Origin of the sequence: Enterobacter sp. 04-C-12-SI-ECC (assembly GCF_047530715.1) — a bacterium.
Taxonomy (GTDB): Bacteria; Pseudomonadota; Gammaproteobacteria; order Enterobacterales; family Enterobacteriaceae; genus Enterobacter; species Enterobacter bugandensis.
The window spans coordinates 193,332-211,579 of the sequence record NZ_JBLKDI010000004.1; the positions used below are offsets into that span (position 1 = coordinate 193,332).

The following is an 18,248-nucleotide window of genomic DNA, read 5'->3' on the forward strand; positions in this document are numbered from 1 at the left end:
GGCTTCGCCTGACCCGGCCTACTTTTGCTACTGCGCCAATGTATTAAACACTTCCGCCACCGCGACCGCCCCCGGGTCCATTACCCCATCCAGATTCTCTTTATTCACATACGATGAGCGCCCTGCTCCGGCTTTCGCCATTTTCGCCGTTGCCTCCGCTCCCTGCTGCGCAGCCTGCGCTGCCGCCTGAAGATCTTTTTTCTTCAAGGCTTCCAGCGCCGGTTGCAGCGCATCGATCAGCGTACGATCGCCGAGATCTGCCCCGCCATACTGCTTCATCTGCGCCAGTCCGCTCAGCAATGCTTCAGGTAGCGGCTGTCCATCGTGAAGCTTTTGCCCCGCCGCCGTGAAGAAGATCGACATGAGTACACCGCTCGATCCGCCCATCACCGTGGCCAGTCGTTCCCCCACCAGCAACAGCAGCTTAGGCACGTCATTCAGCGGGAGAGTGTTTTCTTCCAGGCGCTGCGCAATATCCCGTGCACCTTGCGCAAACGTAGAGCCGGTATCGCCATCGCCCACTTTGGCATCCAGCGCATTCAGGCGGTTTTCAAGCTGTATGAGCGTCTTCGTCACCTGTGAAACAGACTCCTTCACCTGCGGATTGTCGGACGCGGCATATTCCACGCTATCGTGAATAGCGCTTTGCGGAACGGTACGCAGAGGGGCAAACGCCACAGGCTTCTGCCAGCCCAGCGTCTCGACCTCGGCGTGAATCGCCTTTTCAAAGTAATCGTTGAGCTTTAGCAGCGTCAGAGAAAAGCCCTTCATATCCAGCGCGCTCACCAGCGGCGCAGGTCCAATCAGGTACGCAATATTCTCTTTCAGCGCTGAATGTGCCAGCTCTTTGGTGAGCAAAGCCATCTCCAGCGCGGACACGCCGCCGAGGTTGTTGATCAGCACCGCGAAACGCCCCTCGCCCGCCTGCGCTTTGAGCGGCGACACCAGCGTGTCGATAATCGCTTTGCTGTTTTGCGTATCAACCACCGAGGCACCCGGCTCCCCGTGGATCCCCAGCCCCAGCTCGACATGGCCCTGCTTGATGCGCCCCTCTTCATCGTCGCTGCCCGGCAGGTTGCAGGTTTGCATCGCAACGCCCAGGCTCCAGAGGTTATCGCAGGCCTGCTGCGCAATATCCCGCACCTCGCTCAGCGATTTTCCTTGCTCCACTGCATAGCCCGCAATCTTGTGCACCAGCGCCGTGCCGGCAATGCCGCGCGGCTGCTTGTTGTCGGGCAGTGCGATATCGTCTGCCACAATCACCATCTCGACCTTCAGGCCGTAGCGTTTGGCCTTTTCTGCCGCCAGGCCAAAGTTAAGCCGGTCACCGGTATAGTTTTTGACGATCAGCAGGCAGCCGCGATCGCCAGTCACCGCCACAATAGCGTTCAGCACCGCATCCACGCTCGGGGAGGCAAACAGATCGCCACACACTGCCGCCGTCAGCATGCCTTTACCGACAAATCCGGCGTGCGCCGGTTCGTGCCCGGAGCCTCCGCCGGAGATCACCGCCACGCGGCTTTTATCCCAGTCGCCGCGGGCGACAACCCTGATAGCTGGATCGATATCAAGTTTGACGAGATTCGCATGTGGCGCAGAAAGCAGTATGCCTTCAATGGCGTCATTGACCAGCTGTTTGCGATCGTTAAAGAAGAATCTGGACATTGTTTTCCACTATTTTATGAACCGTATGCAAAAGCATAGTCCGCGCTGGACAATGCGCCGCAAAGTCAGCAATTTACTCAACCATTTTGCCGTCAGGTTGCCTATACTCCACCCAGGACTAAGAGAGGAAGCGCATCATGAGTACACCATTGTTAATTGCCCGGACGCTGGAAAAAGAGCTGTATTTACTGCCCGCGATGGCGAACCGCCACGGTCTGATTACCGGCGCCACCGGCACAGGGAAAACAGTCACTCTCCAGAAGCTGGCGGAGTCACTTTCAGAGATTGGCGTGCCGGTCTTTATGGCTGACGTGAAGGGCGATTTAACCGGTGTGGCTCAGGAAGGTACAGCGTCAGAAAAACTGCTTGAGCGTCTGAAAAATATCGGTATCACGGACTGGACGCCACACGGCAACCCGGTGGTGGTCTGGGACATCTTCGGTGAGAAAGGCCACCCGGTACGCGCCACCGTTTCCGATCTCGGCCCGCTGCTGCTGGCCCGCCTGCTCAACCTCAACGACGTGCAGTCCGGCGTGCTGAACATCATCTTCCGTATCGCCGACGATCAGGGGCTGCTGCTGCTCGATTTCAAAGATCTGCGCGCCATTACCCAGTACATCGGCGATAACGCCAAATCCTTCCAGAACCAGTACGGCAATATCAGCAGCGCCTCTGTCGGTGCCATTCAGCGTGGGCTACTGACGCTGGAGCAGCAGGGCGCCGAACACTTCTTCGGCGAGCCGATGCTGGATATTAAAGACTGGATGCGCACCGACAGCAGTGGCAAAGGCATCATCAACATTCTGAGTTCAGAGAAGCTCTACCAGATGCCAAAGCTTTACGCCGCCAGCCTGCTGTGGATGCTCTCCGAACTGTACGAGCAGTTACCGGAAGCGGGCGATCTGGAAAAACCCAAACTGGTCTTCTTCTTTGACGAAGCACACCTGCTGTTTAACGACACGCCGCAGGTACTGCTGGATAAAATTGAACAGGTTATCCGCCTGATCCGCTCCAAAGGGGTCGGCGTCTGGTTTGTGTCGCAAAACCCGTCGGATATTCCTGACAATGTGCTGGGCCAGCTTGGTAACCGCGTGCAGCACGCCCTGCGCGCCTTTACGCCGAAGGATCAGAAAGCGGTGAAAGCCGCCGCGCAAACCATGCGTGCCAATCCGGCCTTTGATACCGAAGCCGCGATTCAGGCGCTGGGCACCGGTGAAGCGCTGATCTCGTTCCTGGATGCCAAGGGCAGCCCGTCCGTGGTGGAACGCGCCATGGTGATCGCGCCCTGCTCGCGCATGGGGCCGGTTACCGACGATGAACGTAACAGCCTGATTAATCACTCCCCGGTGTACGGCAAGTATGAAGACGAGGTGGATCGAGAGTCTGCGTTCGAGATGCTGCAAAAAGGGGTACAGGCAACCACCGAATCGCAGGATGCTCCACCCGCTAAGGGCCAGTCAGTCACAGTGGATGACGGGATTCTCGGCGGGCTAAAAGACATTTTGTTTGGCACAACCGGACCGCGCGGCGGCAAGCGCGACGGCGTGGTACAGACTATGGCGAAAAGCGCCGCGCGGCAGGTCACCAATCAGATTGTGCGCGGCATGCTGGGGAGTCTGCTAGGCGGCCGCCGTCGATAGGCGGGGAACCCACGGGCGGCCCAGCGCCGAACCCTGTACGCCGTTTTCCTGAAGATAGCGGTCGATTTCCACCATCCCCGTCCACCGGTTCTCGCACCAGAGCGGTGCCAGAAGCGTTGGACGGCGGGCGCTGGCGGAGATGCGGTGATAGACAATCTCCGGCGGCGTGTGGCGAATCATCTCTCCCGCCGTCACCGTATAGTCGTCGAGCTCGATACTGCTTAACCGCCCGGCTTCCCAGGCTTTCGCCATTATGCTTCCCTTCACGATATGCAGCGGGTGCAGCTTAATGCCGTCTACGCCGGTTTCCACGACTTTTTCCAGCGTCTCCAGGCCATGCTGCTGCCCTTCTCCGGGCAAGCCGACAATCAAATGCGAACAGACTTTCAGGCCACGCTCGCGGGCGAGACGCGTGGTGCGCTGGTAGCAGGCGAAATCATGCTCACGATTGATACGGTGCAGGGTTTTATCGTGCGCGGTCTGCAAGCCCAGCTCCAGCCAGATCTCATAGCCCTTCTCTCTGTACTCGCTAAGTAAATCCAGCACCGCCTCCGGTACGCAGTCCGGGCGCGTACCCACGCACAGCCCGACAATGTTCGCCTGAGCAACCGCCTGCTGGTACATGGAACGCAGCACCTGCACCTCCGCCCACGTGCTGGTGTAGGCCTGGAAATAGGCCAGATACTGCTTCGCGCGGTTCACCAGGCTGACCTGATGGGCGAGCTGTTCCGCGATGGATTTATGCTGCTGGGCTTCGTCAGCAAACGACGCAACGTTACAGAAGGTGCAGCCGCCGCGCCCGATGGTGCCGTCGCGGTTCGGGCAGCTAAAGCCGCCGTGCAGCGTCAGCTTATGCACCTTTTGACCGTACCGCTGCAAAAGATCCCCACCAAACATATTGACTAATTTCTGTAACTGCATAATCTGATAGACCGTCCCGAAGAAAGGGGACAAGCCTGCCATTTTTAGCCTCTGTCGGCGATGACCTGGATCAATCGCCCTGGACGGCCTTTATCCATTTGAATAAATAATCAAGATTACCGAGATTTCATTCACCCGCCACGTAATTACTTTTCCTTATGTTCTGATGGTTTTTTTCATTTATAGCGCCATGACTGAAAAACAGTGATTTTATGCGGGTTCGAACACTGTACCAGATTATTATTCTGCCATAAATCCGCATTTCAGCACGCTGCATCAATAATACCGCTTTCATATAGTGAGTCAGATCACACTCCCCTGCACCTTCCTGGCGCTTTCAGCGGTTGTAAAATTAGTAAAATAACCAATAAAAACAAAAAGATAATTACGCTTTAGCACATTTTTGTATAAATAAGATTGCCATTTGACCTGTGTACCAATTCCCGATAAGTTGGAAATCCGCTGGAAGCTTTCTGGATGAGCGGCCTGCTCATCATATTTATGCAGTAATTGAGATTCCCTCTGAAGCAAGTCCTCAAACTTGTTTACCTGCGCGAAAGGATGAAAAAGAGGGCGAATGCGAGGTCCGCGTATGAAACGCTAACCCCGTCGCCATGCTCTTTCTGCGCCTGTGCGCCACGGTAAAGTTCAGTGGGAAGCCCGACGAGCCTGGGGAGGTTCACTGATATGTTGTACGATAAATCCCTTGAGAAGGATAACTGTGGTTTCGGCCTGATCGCCCACATAGAAGGCGAACCTAGCCACAAGGTAGTGCGTACCGCTATTCACGCACTGGCCCGTATGCAGCACCGTGGCGCCATCCTGGCCGATGGTAAAACCGGCGACGGTTGCGGCCTGCTGCTGCAAAAACCGGATCGTTTCTTCCGCATCGTGGCGGAAGAGCGCGGCTGGCGTTTAGCCAAAAACTACGCTGTCGGCATGCTGTTCCTGAATCAGGATCCTGAAAAAGCTGCCGCCTCACGCCGCATCGTTGAAGAAGAACTTCAGCGCGAAACCCTGTCGATTGTCGGCTGGCGCGATGTGCCAACCAACGAAGGGGTACTCGGTGAAATCGCCCTCTCCTCGCTGCCTCGTATTGAGCAGATTTTCGTTAACGCGCCTGCGGGCTGGCGTCCGCGCGATATGGAACGCCGTCTGTTTATCGCCCGTCGCCGCATTGAAAAACGTCTCCAGGACGATAAAGAGTTCTACGTCTGTAGCCTCTCTAACCTGGTGAACATCTATAAAGGTCTGTGTATGCCGGCTGACCTGCCGCGCTTCTACCTGGACCTGGCGGACCTGCGTCTGGAATCGGCCATTTGCCTGTTCCACCAGCGCTTCTCCACCAACACCGTACCACGCTGGCCGCTGGCTCAGCCGTTCCGCTACCTGGCGCACAACGGCGAGATCAACACCATCACCGGCAACCGCCAGTGGGCGCGTGCTCGTACCTATAAGTTCCAGACCCCTCTGATCCCTGACCTGCACGATGCCGCGCCGTTCGTGAACGAAACCGGCTCTGACTCCAGCTCCATGGATAACATGCTGGAACTGCTGCTGGCGGGCGGGATGGATATCGTGCGCGCCATGCGTCTGCTCGTGCCGCCGGCCTGGCAGAACAACCCGGATATGGATCCGGAGCTGCGCGCGTTCTTCGACTTTAACTCCATGCACATGGAGCCGTGGGACGGTCCGGCAGGTATCGTGATGTCCGACGGTCGCTTCGCTGCGTGTAACCTGGACCGTAACGGCCTGCGTCCGGCGCGCTACGTCATCACCAAAGATAAACTCATCACCTGCGCCTCTGAAGTGGGGATCTGGGATTACCAGCCTGACGAAGTGGTCGAGAAAGGCCGCGTCGGTCCGGGCGAGCTGATGGTGATCGATACCCGCGGCGGCCGTATTCTGCACTCTGCGGAAACCGATAACGATCTGAAAAGCCGCCATCCGTATAAAGAGTGGATGGCGAAAAACGTCCGTCGCCTGGTGCCGTTCGAAGATCTGTCTGACGACGAAGTGGGCAGCCGCGAGATGGACGACGATACCCTCGCCAGCTACCAGAAGCAGTTTAACTACAGCGCGGAAGAGCTGGACTCGGTTATTCGCGTGCTCGGCGAAAACGGCCAGGAAGCGGTCGGCTCGATGGGTGACGATACCCCATTTGCCGTGCTCTCCAGCCAGCCGCGCATCATCTATGATTACTTCCGTCAGCAGTTTGCGCAGGTGACCAACCCGCCAATCGATCCGCTGCGTGAAGCCCACGTGATGTCGCTGGCCACCAGCATCGGCCGTGAGATGAACGTCTTCTGCGAAGCCGAAGGCCAGGCGCACCGTCTGACCTTTAAATCGCCGATCCTGCTGTACTCTGATTTTAAACAGCTCACCACCATGACCGAGGAGCACTACCGCGCCGACACGCTCGATATCACCTTCGACGTGACCGAAACGAGCCTCGAAGAGACGGTGAATGCGCTGTGTGACAAAGCCGAGCAGATGGTGCGTAACGGCACCGTTCTGCTGGTGCTGTCTGACCGTAACATTGCGAAAAACCGTCTGCCGGTGCCTGCGCCAATGGCGGTGGGGGCTATCCAGACGCGTCTGGTCGACAAGAGCCTGCGCTGCGATGCCAACATCATTGTTGAAACCGCCAGCGCCCGCGATCCGCACCACTTTGCCGTGCTGTTAGGCTTTGGTGCGACGGCGATCTACCCGTACCTGGCCTACGAAACGCTGGCCCGTCTGGTGGATACCCGCGCGATCGACAAAGACTACCGCGAAGTGATGCTGAACTACCGTAACGGCATCAACAAAGGCCTGTACAAGATCATGTCCAAAATGGGCATCTCGACCATCGCCTCTTACCGCTGCTCGAAGCTGTTTGAAGCGGTCGGCCTGCATGACGATGTCGCCAACCTCTGCTTCCAGGGCGTGGTCAGCCGCATCGGCGGGGCCGGTTTTGCTGACTTCCAGCAGGATCTGGTGAATCTGTCGAAGCGCGCCTGGCTGGCACGTAAGCCGCTGGAACAGGGCGGCCTGCTGAAATACGTTCACGGCGGTGAATATCACGCCTACAACCCGGACGTGGTGCGCACGCTGCAGCAGGCGGTACAGAGCGGCAAATACAGCGATTATCAGCAGTATGCCGAGCTGGTGAACAATCGTCCGGCAGCGACGCTGCGCGACCTTATTGCCCTCAATCCGGGCGATGAAGCGGTCAGCATTGACGACGTTGAACCGGCATCCGAACTGTTCAAACGCTTCGATACCGCGGCGATGTCCATCGGCGCCTTGAGCCCGGAAGCCCACGAAGCGCTGGCGGAAGCCATGAACAGCATCGGCGGCAACTCCAACTCCGGCGAGGGCGGTGAAGATCCGGCCCGTTACGGCACCAACAAAGTGTCGCGCATCAAGCAGGTGGCGTCCGGCCGCTTTGGCGTAACCCCTGCCTACCTGGTTAACGCCGATGTGATCCAGATTAAGGTCGCTCAGGGTGCAAAACCGGGCGAAGGCGGTCAGCTGCCGGGTGATAAAGTCACCCCGTACATCGCCAAACTGCGCTACTCGGTGCCGGGCGTGACGCTGATTTCCCCGCCGCCGCACCACGATATCTACTCTATCGAGGACTTAGCGCAGCTCATTTTCGACCTGAAGCAGGTCAACCCGAAAGCGATGATCTCCGTGAAGCTGGTTTCCGAGCCGGGCGTCGGCACCATCGCGACCGGCGTGGCGAAAGCCTATGCGGACCTGATCACCATTGCCGGCTATGACGGCGGCACCGGCGCAAGCCCGCTCTCCTCCGTGAAATACGCGGGCTGCCCGTGGGAGCTTGGACTGGTGGAAACCCAGCAGGCGCTGGTGGCTAACGGTCTGCGTCACAAGATCCGTTTGCAGGTGGACGGCGGTCTGAAAACCGGCCTCGACATCATCAAAGCGGCGATTCTGGGTGCGGAAAGCTTCGGCTTCGGTACCGGCCCGATGGTTGCGCTCGGCTGTAAATACCTGCGCATTTGCCACCTGAACAACTGCGCAACCGGCGTTGCAACCCAGGACGAGAAGCTGCGTAAGAATCACTATCATGGCCTGCCGTTCAAAGTGACCAACTACTTTGACTTCATCGCCCGTGAAACCCGCGAGCTGATGGCGCAGCTGGGCGTGAAGCGTCTGGTGGATCTGATTGGCCGTACCGACCTGCTGAAAGAGCTGGAAGGCTTCACCGCCAAGCAGCAGAAGCTGGAGCTGTCTAAGCTGCTGGAAACGGCTGAGCCGCATCCTGGCAAAGCGGTTTACTGCACCGAGAACAACCCGCCGTTCGACAACGGCGTGCTGAACGCGCAGCTGCTGCAACAGGCGAAGCCGTACGTGGACGAGAAGCAGAGCAAAACGTTCTGGTTTGATATCCGCAACACCGACCGTTCTGTCGGCGCGTCCCTCTCCGGTTACATCGCGCAAACGCACGGTGACCAGGGGCTGGCATCGGATCCGATTACCGCGCACTTCAGCGGTACCGCGGGCCAGAGCTTCGGCGTGTGGAATGCCGGCGGCGTTGAGTTATACCTGACCGGCGATGCCAACGACTACGTCGGCAAAGGCATGGCGGGCGGTCTGCTGGCGGTGCGTCCTCCGGTCGGTTCAGCCTTCCGCAGTCATGAAGCCAGCATCATCGGCAACACCTGTCTGTACGGTGCGACCGGCGGTCGTCTGTTTGCCGCGGGCCGTGCGGGCGAGCGTTTTGCGGTGCGTAACTCCGGTGCCATCACCGTGGTGGAAGGCATCGGCGATAACGGCTGCGAATACATGACGGGCGGAATTGTGTGCGTCCTGGGTAAAACCGGCGTGAACTTTGGCGCCGGCATGACGGGCGGTTTTGCCTACGTGCTGGATGAAGACGGTGAGTTCCGCAAGCGCGTGAACCCGGAACTGGTGGAAGTGCTGGACGTTGATTCGCTGGCCATTCATGAAGAACACCTGCGCGGTTTGATTACCGAACACGTGCAGCATACCGGTTCTTCGCGCGGCGAAGAGATCCTGGCGAACTGGCCAGCGTTCTCTGCGAAATTCGCGCTGGTTAAGCCGAAGTCCAGCGATGTTAAAGCCCTGTTGGGTCACCGTAGTCGTAGCGCAGCAGAGCTGCGCGTGCAGGCGCAGTAAGGAATTCAGATGAGCCAGAACGTATACCAGTTTATCGACCTTCAGCGTGTTGATCCGCCAAAGAAACCGCTGAAGATCCGTAAAATTGAATTTGTTGAAATCTATGAGCCGTTTTCAGAAGGCCAGGCCAAAGCACAGGCAGACCGCTGCCTGTCCTGCGGTAACCCTTACTGCGAATGGAAATGTCCGGTCCATAACTACATTCCGAACTGGCTGAAGCTGGCCAACGAAGGGCGTATTTTTGAAGCCGCCGAGCTCTCTCACCAGACCAACACCCTGCCGGAAGTGTGCGGCCGCGTGTGTCCTCAGGATCGCCTGTGCGAAGGCTCCTGTACGCTGAACGACGAGTTTGGCGCGGTGACCATCGGCAACATCGAACGTTATATCAACGATAAAGCGTTCGAGATGGGCTGGCGTCCGGATATGACCGGCGTGAAGCAAACCGACAAGCGCGTGGCGATCGTCGGCGCGGGTCCAGCAGGCCTGGCCTGTGCGGACGTGCTGACACGCAACGGCGTGAAGGCGGTTGTTTTTGACCGTCACCCGGAAATCGGCGGTCTGCTGACCTTCGGTATCCCGGCCTTCAAGCTTGAAAAAGAGGTGATGACCCGCCGCCGTGAAATCTTCACCGGCATGGGCATTGAGTTCAAACTCAACACCGAAGTGGGCCGCGACGTGCAGCTCGACGATCTGCTGAAGGATTACGACGCCGTGTTCCTGGGCGTGGGTACCTATCAGTCCATGCGCGGTGGTCTTGAGAACGAAGATGCGCCAGGCGTGTACGACGCGCTGCCGTTCCTGATTGCTAACACCAAACAGCTGATGGGCTACGGCGAAACTGCCGACGAGCCGTTTGTCAGCATGGAAGGTAAACGCGTTGTCGTACTGGGCGGTGGTGATACCGCGATGGACTGCGTGCGTACGTCCATTCGTCAGAACGCGGCGCACGTCATCTGTGCTTACCGTCGTGACGAAGAGAACATGCCGGGCTCTAAGCGCGAAGTGAAAAACGCGCGTGAAGAGGGCGTGGAGTTCCAGTTCAACATCCAGCCTCTGGGCATTGAAGTGAACGCCAACGGTAAGGTAAGCGGCGTGAAGATGGCGCGCACGGAGATGGGTGCGCCGGATGCGAAAGGCCGTCGTCGTGCCGAGATCGTGGCAGGCTCTGAGCACGTGATCCCGGCCGACGCCGTGGTGATGGCGTTTGGTTTCCGCCCTCACAGCATGGAGTGGCTGGCGAAGCACAGCGTAGAGCTGGACTCACAGGGCCGCGTGATTGCGCCGGAAGGCAGCGACAACGCCTTCCAGACCAGCAACCCGAAAATCTTCGCCGGTGGCGATATCGTTCGCGGTTCAGACCTGGTGGTTACCGCGATTGCCGAAGGACGTAAAGCGGCTGACGGGATCATGAACTTCCTGGAAGTGTAAGCCCCTCTGACTCCCCGGCAGAAGCATAAAGCGGAACGCCGGGGAGCCTGTTTTCAGTAACCTCCCCTTCAGTTAACGACACCCATTTCCCCACAAATGCAGCGTAAACCCCGGACGTAAACGTTTGCATTGTCGAAAAAAATGGATATTATGCGGCGGATTTTTTTGCCAAAATTCAAGGAGGCGTTGTGTCGCAAGATAACAATTATAGCCAGGGCCCCGTCCCTCTGACGGCGCGGAAAGGCGTGGTTCCACTCACTTTTGTGATGTTAGGGTTAACGTTTTTTTCCGCCAGTATGTGGACCGGAGGCACGCTCGGTACCGGTCTTTCCTATAATGATTTCTTCCTCGCAGTTCTCTTCGGCAATCTCCTCCTCGGTATTTACACTGCTTTTCTTGGCTACATTGGCGCAAAAACCGGCCTCTCAACCCATCTTCTTGCGCGTTACTCGTTCGGTATAAAAGGTTCCTGGCTTCCCTCCATGCTTTTAGGCGGTACGCAGGTAGGATGGTTTGGCGTCGGCGTAGCGATGTTTGCCATCCCGGTGAGTAAAGCCACGGGCATCGACGTGAACATCCTGATTGCGGTTTCCGGCCTGCTGATGACGTTGACCATTTTTTTTGGCATCTCGGCACTGACGATTTTATCCATCATCGCCGTACCCGCTATCGTCATCCTGGGTAGCTATTCCGTCTGGCTGGCGGTGGACGGCGTGGGAGGGTTGGATCACCTCAAATCCATTGTGCCGCAGACGCCGCTCAACTTTTCCAGCGCGCTGGCGCTGGTTGTAGGTTCGTTTATCAGCGCAGGCACGCTGACCGCCGACTTCGTCCGCTTTGGCCGCAATGCTAAAGGTGCCGTTCTGGTAGCGATGGTGGCATTTTTCCTTGGCAACTCGCTGATGTTTATCTTCGGTGCGGCAGGCGCTGCTGCCGTAGGACAGGCCGATATTTCTGACGTGATGATCGCCCAGGGACTGCTGCTGCCGGCGATTGTCGTTCTCGGCCTGAATATCTGGACCACCAATGACAACGCGCTGTACGCCTCTGGTCTGGGTTTCGCCAATATTACTGGCCTTTCCAGCCGTACGCTGTCGGTGGTGAATGGCATTATCGGTACGCTGTGCGCGCTGTGGCTATACAACAACTTCGTTGGCTGGCTGACCTTTCTGTCGGCAGCGATTCCGCCGATTGGCGGGGTGATTATCGCCGACTACCTGATTAATCGCCGCCGCTATGCCAGCTTCGACCACGCAAAATTTGTGTCCGTTAACTGGATTGCCATTTTCTCGGTCGCCCTGGGCGTTGCTGCCGGGCACTACATTCCGGGAATTGTCCCCGTTAACGCAGTATTGGGTGGCGTCTTCAGCTATTTGGTGTTAAACCCATTCGCCAAACGTACCCTTGCCAATCCTTCGGAGGCTTCCCATGCAGAATAATTCCCTCACTATCCGTCAGGCCCGTTTGCAGGGGCAGGAGGGTTTATGGCAGATCACGATTGAGGACGGACGCTTCAGCCGTATCGATCCTCAGGAAACCGCCTCTGCGCCAGTCGGTCAGGTGCTGGACGCCGAATGCGGGCTGGTTATCCCTCCTTTCATCGAACCGCATATCCATCTGGATACAACGCAAACGGCGGGTGAACCGAGCTGGAACCAGTCAGGCACCCTTTTCGAAGGCATCGAGCGCTGGGCCGAACGTAAGGCGATGCTCACCCACGAAGACGTTAAAACTCGCGCGATGCAAACCCTGAAGTGGCAGATCGCCAACGGCATTCAGTACGTACGTACTCACGTTGACGTCTCGGACCCTACCCTTACGGCACTGAAAGCCATGCTGGAGGTGAAGCAGGAAGTCGCCCCGTGGGTCGATATGCAAATTGTGGCATTCCCGCAGGAAGGCATTCTTTCTTATCCGAACGGTGAAGCACTGCTTGAGGAAGCAGTGCGTTTAGGGGCGGATGTCATCGGCGCAATCCCGCACTTTGAATTTACGCGTGAATATGGCGTGGAGTCGCTGCATAAAACGTTTTCCCTGGCCAGAAAGTACGACCGCCTGATCGATGTCCACTGTGACGAAATTGATGATGAACAATCGCGCTTCGTTGAAACCGTTGCAGCCCTGGCACATCGTGACGGAATGGGTTCGCGCGTGACCGCCAGCCATACCACGGCGATGCACTCCTATAATGGCGCGTATACGTCCCGGCTGTTCCGCCTGTTAAAAATGTCAGGCATTAACTTCGTGGCAAACCCGCTGGTTAACACGCATTTGCAGGGCCGTTTCGATACCTATCCCAAACGCCGCGGCATTACACGCGTCAAAGAAATGCTGGAAGCGGAGATCAACGTCTGCTTCGGTCATGACGACGTTTTCGATCCGTGGTATCCGCTGGGAACCGCGAATATGCTTCAGGTTCTGCATATGGGGCTGCACGTTTGCCAACTGATGGGCTACGGGCAAATAAACGATGGGCTTAACCTGATCACTACCCACAGCGCGAAAACGCTCAATTTGCAGGACTATGGCGTGCGCGTTGGGAATTCAGCAAACCTGGTGATTCTCCCGGCAGAGAATGGGTTTGATGCCGTTCGTCGCCAGACGCCGGCACGATACTCTGTTCGCCACGGCAAGGTGATTGCCGAGACGGTGCCCAGCCAGACAACCTTGCACCTGACGCAGCCGGAAGCGGTGACGTTTAAGCGCTAATTCTGGGTTGGAAACCGCGTGGCAAACGTCATCGCGTACATAAAGATATCCTCACGGCGGAGCTAACGCCCTGCCGCTTTTTCCAGCGGATTAACTTTTGCTTTTGGCTAAAGCGCTTTTATCGCCGCCAAACGGGACGGCTCCGCTGAGAGGTTTACCATCGATGGCGTCGTGGGTTCGAATCGCCTCCGGCCGCAGCCAGCGCTGAACGCGGGACGGCATATCCAGTCCTATCAGCAGGATCACCACAAAGGTCAGGCCGAAGGAGAGCGATCCCAGGGCTGTGCCCAGCGCCATATTCTGCGACAGCAGCGCACCAATCACCGGGGCGATCGCCCCGCCCAGCGCCCCGACGTTATAGGTAAAGCCCAGACCCGCCGCACGCTGGTCGGTGTCGAAATAACCGCCGATGAGTTTCGGTAAGATCCCCGAGATCCCCTGCCCCAGCATCTGCTGGAAAAAGAGCAGCAGGCCCAGCACCCAGACATTTGCACCACCGATCGCAAAGACGGGAACGATCAGCAGCTGTGAGGCCAGCAGGCTACAGACGTAGGCCTTCCGGGTGCCCAACCAGTCGCCGAGAAAACCACCCACGCAGCAGCCTACAGCCGCGCCGAAGCCGCTAAAAAACAGCACCTTCGCCACCGTTGACGGATCATAGGCCAGGTCGGTTTTCAGATACGTGGGTAATAGCGCCTGAATCGGCCAGGAGTAGAGGAACGCGAAGAGCACGACAACCATCAGCGTGACGCCCGTAGGCCAGCGTTTACCGCTGCTTTGCACCATAAAGCTGATAAACACAATGGCGCACAGCAGGCCGAGAATAACCACCAGCCCGGCGTTGTTGAGTTCGCCGGCAAAGCAGAACCACAGCGCCGTGCCGGCAAACAGCGTCATCGCCATATTGATCAGGCGGTATTTGCCGCGATAAAGAATATCAACCATTGTACGTACCGGCGCCTGACCTTCGTGCTTCGCTTTCCAGTCTTCAGCCTCCGGAATATTTTTCCGCAGCCACAGGGCAAAGACGATGGGCAGGATGCCGATAAAGAACAGCGCTCGCCAGCCCCAGACGGGCACGACAAGGCTGTAGACCTGGGCCGCAACCACGGCACCGATGGAGAAGCCAGAAATCAGAAAACCACTCGCCTTATTGCGCAGGTGTTTCGGCCAGCTTTCGATTACGTAGGTTGCGCTGGAGCCGTATTCCCCTGCCATCCCCATACCAATCACCATGCGGGCGATAAACAGGGTGACGTAACCCGGCGCAAAACCGCAGGCCAGCGTACCGCAGGAGAAGAGTACGATGCTGGTTATCATTGCCAGCTTGCGGCCATAGCGGTCGCCCATGGCGCCCAGCAGCAGGCCGCCGAACCAGCGCGAAATAAAGGCCGCCGAAATGAGGCTCGCCGCTTCCACGGTCGTCAGGCCAAATTCACTTTTAATTTCTGTCAGGACTAAGGCAATCAGAACAAAATCGAAGCCATCAAGCAGATATCCCAGCCAGGCGGCAGAGAAGGCGCGCCACTGAGGGCGGCTTAGATGGCGGTACCACGGGATGCTTTGGGTAGACTTACTCATTTCACTCTCCCGACGATTTCTCTGTCGTTTTACCGGATGGCGGCTGCGCCTTATCCGGCAGTGCGTTAGCATTTTTCCGCCATTAACTGTTCCGCAAGCGCCTTCAGCGCCGGCACGAATTTCTCGTCTACAGGGGCAAACGGTTTACGGCACAGCGGCACGGACACCACGTCCATGTAGTGCAGAACCGTTTTCAGACCACGGAAGACCCCGGCTTTGATCAGCAGGTCGATGACCTTGTTGCATTCGCTTTGCAGGCGCTGTGCGGTGGCGTTATCCCCCTCACGAACCGCGTTGGCGATAGCCCGGTAGCGCCAGCCCATAATGTTGTAGGTGCTGCCGATCCCCCCGTCCGCGCCGGCCAGCAGGCCGGAGGCATAAATTTCGTCATAGCCGTTGTAGAGCACCAGATCCGGATGCTCACGGCGGATCTGCTCCATCTGGAAGAGATCGCCGGAGGTTTGCTTCAACGCGCCGACGCCGGGCAGCGTCACCAGAGTTTTGATCTGATCCAGGCTTAGCTTCACGCCGCTTAACGCCGGGATGTTGTAGACCACCATCGGCAGACCATCCGCCGAATCAATAATTGCACGGTAGTGATCGCAATGTTCTTCAAAGCTAAAGGGGTAATAAAACGGCGTGACGGCGGACACGGCGTCAAAGCCCAGGCGGACAGCGGCGGTGGCCAGCTGCTGGCTTTCCGCAGTGCTCACGCAGCCAACGTGGGCAATAAGCGTGATTTTTCCTTTCGCCTCCTCCGCCACGATCTCCATCACCTGCTCGCGTTCAGAAAGGCTTTGGACAAAGGCTTCCCCCGTTGAACCGCCGACATAAAGCCCGTCGATGCCCTGCGCAATATTGAATTGCACCAGACGGCGCAGGCTCTCCTTATCCAGCGCCTGCTGTTGGGTAAACGGAGTCAGAAGTGCGGCCATTACGCCGCGAAGTTGCGTTGCCATAGATACCTCAATCATTCGTGTATTTGTTATAACGATATACCTTTATACCTGTTATACCAGATCAATTAAGCAGCAGTAGAATACAGAACGCTTATATTGCGATCTGCTTCACTAAAGGATCGTTACTTTTTAGCTTTTGAATGCTGGCCGAAGGCGTGCCAGGTAGCGGAAACGCTGTTGAGGTGAGTTTGCAACGCCCGATCGGCTTCATCGGGATCGCGGCGGCGGATCGCGTCAACGATCGCGATATGCTGGCGATAGCTGGCTGCGTTATGTTGATAAAGCTCTGCATCCGGCACTTTAGGACGCGCCGCGATTAGCCAGTCGAGCAGCGCAACGTGGATCGCGTTGAAGATTGGGTTGCCGGGGATCTCCGCCAGCACGCGGTGAAAATCGACGTCGGATCGAATGAACAGCGCGTTGTCATCCAGGGACTGGCTGTTGATCTCCAGCGCTTTCGTCAGCCGCGCAATCTGATCGTCCGTGGCGTACTCTGCGGCATAACGCACGAGGCTGGATTCAAAGAACAGACGGAGCTGCTCAAAATGGGCAATACCACCGGGCTGGGTCAGAAAATCTTTCGCCATCCCCGACAGCTCGCTGATGATGGTATCGGCAGACGGCAGGGTGACGCGGGCGCGTTCACCGTTGTTAATCTGTACCAGACCTTTACGCTTCAGCGCCGCCAGCGCTTCGCGCACCGAGGGGCGGCCCACGTTGAAGAACGCCATCAGCTCGCGCTCGGAGGGCAGTTGCTCTCCCTGGGCAAATTCCTTCCGGCGGATCATCTGCTCTAGCTCTTCTTCCACCATATCCGACAGCTTTTTGCGCGTCAGCGGTCGGCGACGCAGGCTGCGGCCAAGGGTTTCATCTGAGTTTTCAGCGTTACGATCGGTCGGTTTCATTGCAGTCCGGTGCCATTGAAGGAAAACGCTGCATCATAACACAGGAAATTAGAGGGGGCGAAAAGGGGCAGAAAGCAAAACAGGCCCGTCGGGCCTGTTTGTTTATTTCACAACGCGCAGTGCGGGACGACCACCGCGCGGTGGCGGTTCATCATCGGGACCCTCGTCGTCGTCCTGACGATCGGGCTTGTCGCCATCAATCACAGACATTACCGGGTCGCTTTCGCGTTCATCGGATGCCTCATCGTCATTCAGGCTGGCAACCTCTTCATCATACGCCGCTTCCGGCTCGAACATGGTGCCTGCACCGTTTTCACGGGCGTAGATAGCCAGAACCGCAGCCAGCGGAACGGAAACCTGACGCGGCACGCCGCCGAAACGCGCATTAAAGCGCACTTCGTCGTTTGCCAGCTCCAGGTTACCCACTGCACGTGGCGCAATATTCAGTACAATCTGTCCGTCGCGTGCGTATTCCATTGGAACCTGCACGCCCGGCAACGTCACATCCACAACCAGGTGCGGCGTGAGCTGGTTATCCAGCAGCCATTCATAGAAGGCGCGCAGCAGATACGGACGGCGTGGGGTAAGTTGTGACATTTCCACAGTCATTAGCCTCGGCCGAGACGCATTTCACGTTCCGGTTCAGTTAAAGATGCCAGGAAAGAGTCGCGCTCAAATACGCGAGTCATATAGCCTTTCAGCTCTTTTGCGCCAGGGCCGCTGAACTCAACGCCCAGAATTGGCAGACGCCACAGCAGCGGGGCCAGATAGCAATCCACCAGGCTGAACTCGTCGCTCAGGAAGAACGGTTTCTGACCAAACACAGGGGCAATTGCCAGCAGCTCTTCACGCAGTTGCTTACGCGCAGCGTCGGCTTCAGAAGCGGAGCCGCTGGTAATGACGTTCATCAGCGAGTACCAGTCTTTTTCGATACGCTGCATGTACAGGCGGCTTTCACCACGTGCAACAGGGTAAACAGGCATCAGCGGCGGATGCGGGAAACGCTCATCCAGATATTCCATAATGATACGGGATTCCCACAGGGTCAGCTCGCGATCCACCAGCGTCGGTACGCTTTGGCTCGGGTTGAGATCGATCAGATCCTGAGGCGGGTTATCCTTTTCCACATGCTCGATCTCAAAACTGACACCCTTCTCGGCCAGCACGATACGAACCTGATGGCTATAAATGTCAGTAGGACCAGAAAACAGCGTCATTACCGAACGTTTGTTGGCAGCGACAGCCATGAAAACCTCCAGGTATATTCAGAATTTTTACTGCTACCAGCCCAA

The 18,248-nt window shown here is 57.3% G+C and carries 12 protein-coding genes; 5 read left to right on the top strand and 7 right to left on the bottom strand.

The genetic code is table 11. From position 1 onward, the window contains the following. Nucleotides 1-27: 27 nt before the first annotated feature. A complete protein-coding gene (locus ACMWL8_RS09385; protein ID WP_414751579.1) occupies nucleotides 28-1,665 on the bottom strand; it encodes a dihydroxyacetone kinase subunit DhaK in 1,638 nt (545 codons plus the stop codon). A 137-nt stretch (nucleotides 1,666-1,802) separates the two neighbouring features. Between ACMWL8_RS09385 and ACMWL8_RS09390 the strand changes: the two genes are divergently transcribed. Further along, nucleotides 1,803-3,305 (top strand): helicase HerA-like C-terminal domain-containing protein, encoded by a 1,503-nt coding sequence (locus ACMWL8_RS09390; RefSeq protein WP_045260461.1) that lies wholly within the window; start codon nucleotides 1,803-1,805, stop codon nucleotides 3,303-3,305. Here ACMWL8_RS09390 and ACMWL8_RS09395 read toward each other — a convergent pair. After that, the gene (locus ACMWL8_RS09395) at nucleotides 3,285-4,226 is read right to left on the bottom strand and encodes a TIGR01212 family radical SAM protein (RefSeq protein ID WP_414751580.1); all 942 of its coding nucleotides are present in this window, start codon (nucleotides 4,224-4,226) and stop codon (nucleotides 3,285-3,287) included. The two genes, ACMWL8_RS09390 and ACMWL8_RS09395, sit on opposite strands and share 21 nt — an antisense overlap. A gap of 687 nt (nucleotides 4,227-4,913) precedes the next feature. On the opposite strand from ACMWL8_RS09395, the gene gltB reads away from it, so the two are divergent. The 4 genes from gltB (at nucleotide 4,914) to ACMWL8_RS09415 (ending at nucleotide 13,511) form a co-directional block, all read left to right on the top strand. After that, a complete protein-coding gene (gene gltB, locus ACMWL8_RS09400) occupies nucleotides 4,914-9,374 on the top strand; it encodes a glutamate synthase large subunit (protein WP_045260459.1) in 4,461 nt (1,486 codons plus the stop codon). A 9-nt stretch (nucleotides 9,375-9,383) separates the two neighbouring features. Beyond that, complete coding sequence (gltD, locus tag ACMWL8_RS09405) at nucleotides 9,384-10,802, top strand: glutamate synthase subunit GltD (protein WP_041907852.1); 1,419 nt, start codon at nucleotides 9,384-9,386, stop codon at nucleotides 10,800-10,802. 188 nt (nucleotides 10,803-10,990) lie between these two features. Then, nucleotides 10,991-12,241, top strand: a complete 1,251-nt coding sequence (codB, locus tag ACMWL8_RS09410; protein WP_045260458.1) for a cytosine permease — start codon at nucleotides 10,991-10,993, stop codon at nucleotides 12,239-12,241. Beyond that, nucleotides 12,231-13,511 carry a cytosine deaminase gene (locus ACMWL8_RS09415; RefSeq protein ID WP_045260457.1) on the top strand — a complete coding sequence of 427 codons (1,281 nt, stop codon included), beginning with the start codon at nucleotides 12,231-12,233 and terminating at the stop codon, nucleotides 13,509-13,511. Before codB ends, ACMWL8_RS09415 begins: the two co-directional genes overlap by 11 nt. A gap of 90 nt (nucleotides 13,512-13,601) precedes the next feature. Here the strand turns inward: ACMWL8_RS09415 and ACMWL8_RS09420 are convergent, their stop codons facing one another. The 5 genes from ACMWL8_RS09420 to sspA form a co-directional block, all read right to left on the bottom strand. Further along, the gene (locus tag ACMWL8_RS09420) at nucleotides 13,602-15,092 is read right to left on the bottom strand and encodes an MFS transporter (protein ID WP_045260456.1); all 1,491 of its coding nucleotides are present in this window, start codon (nucleotides 15,090-15,092) and stop codon (nucleotides 13,602-13,604) included. A gap of 65 nt (nucleotides 15,093-15,157) precedes the next feature. Then, nucleotides 15,158-16,051: an N-acetylneuraminate lyase gene (gene nanA, locus ACMWL8_RS09425; RefSeq protein WP_045260469.1), complete on the bottom strand. Its 894-nt coding sequence runs from the start codon at nucleotides 16,049-16,051 to the stop codon at nucleotides 15,158-15,160. 122 nt (nucleotides 16,052-16,173) lie between these two features. Continuing rightward, complete coding sequence (nanR, locus tag ACMWL8_RS09430; protein ID WP_045260455.1) at nucleotides 16,174-16,956, bottom strand: transcriptional regulator NanR; 783 nt, start codon at nucleotides 16,954-16,956, stop codon at nucleotides 16,174-16,176. A 102-nt stretch (nucleotides 16,957-17,058) separates the two neighbouring features. Next, nucleotides 17,059-17,559, bottom strand: coding sequence for a ClpXP protease specificity-enhancing factor (gene sspB, locus ACMWL8_RS09435; RefSeq protein WP_028014588.1), 501 nt, complete (start codon nucleotides 17,557-17,559; stop codon nucleotides 17,059-17,061). 5 nt (nucleotides 17,560-17,564) lie between these two features. After that, on the bottom strand, nucleotides 17,565-18,203 hold the full coding sequence (sspA, locus tag ACMWL8_RS09440) for a stringent starvation protein SspA (RefSeq protein WP_028014589.1): 639 nt from the start codon (nucleotides 18,201-18,203) through the stop codon (nucleotides 17,565-17,567). Nucleotides 18,204-18,248 lie beyond the last annotated feature (45 nt).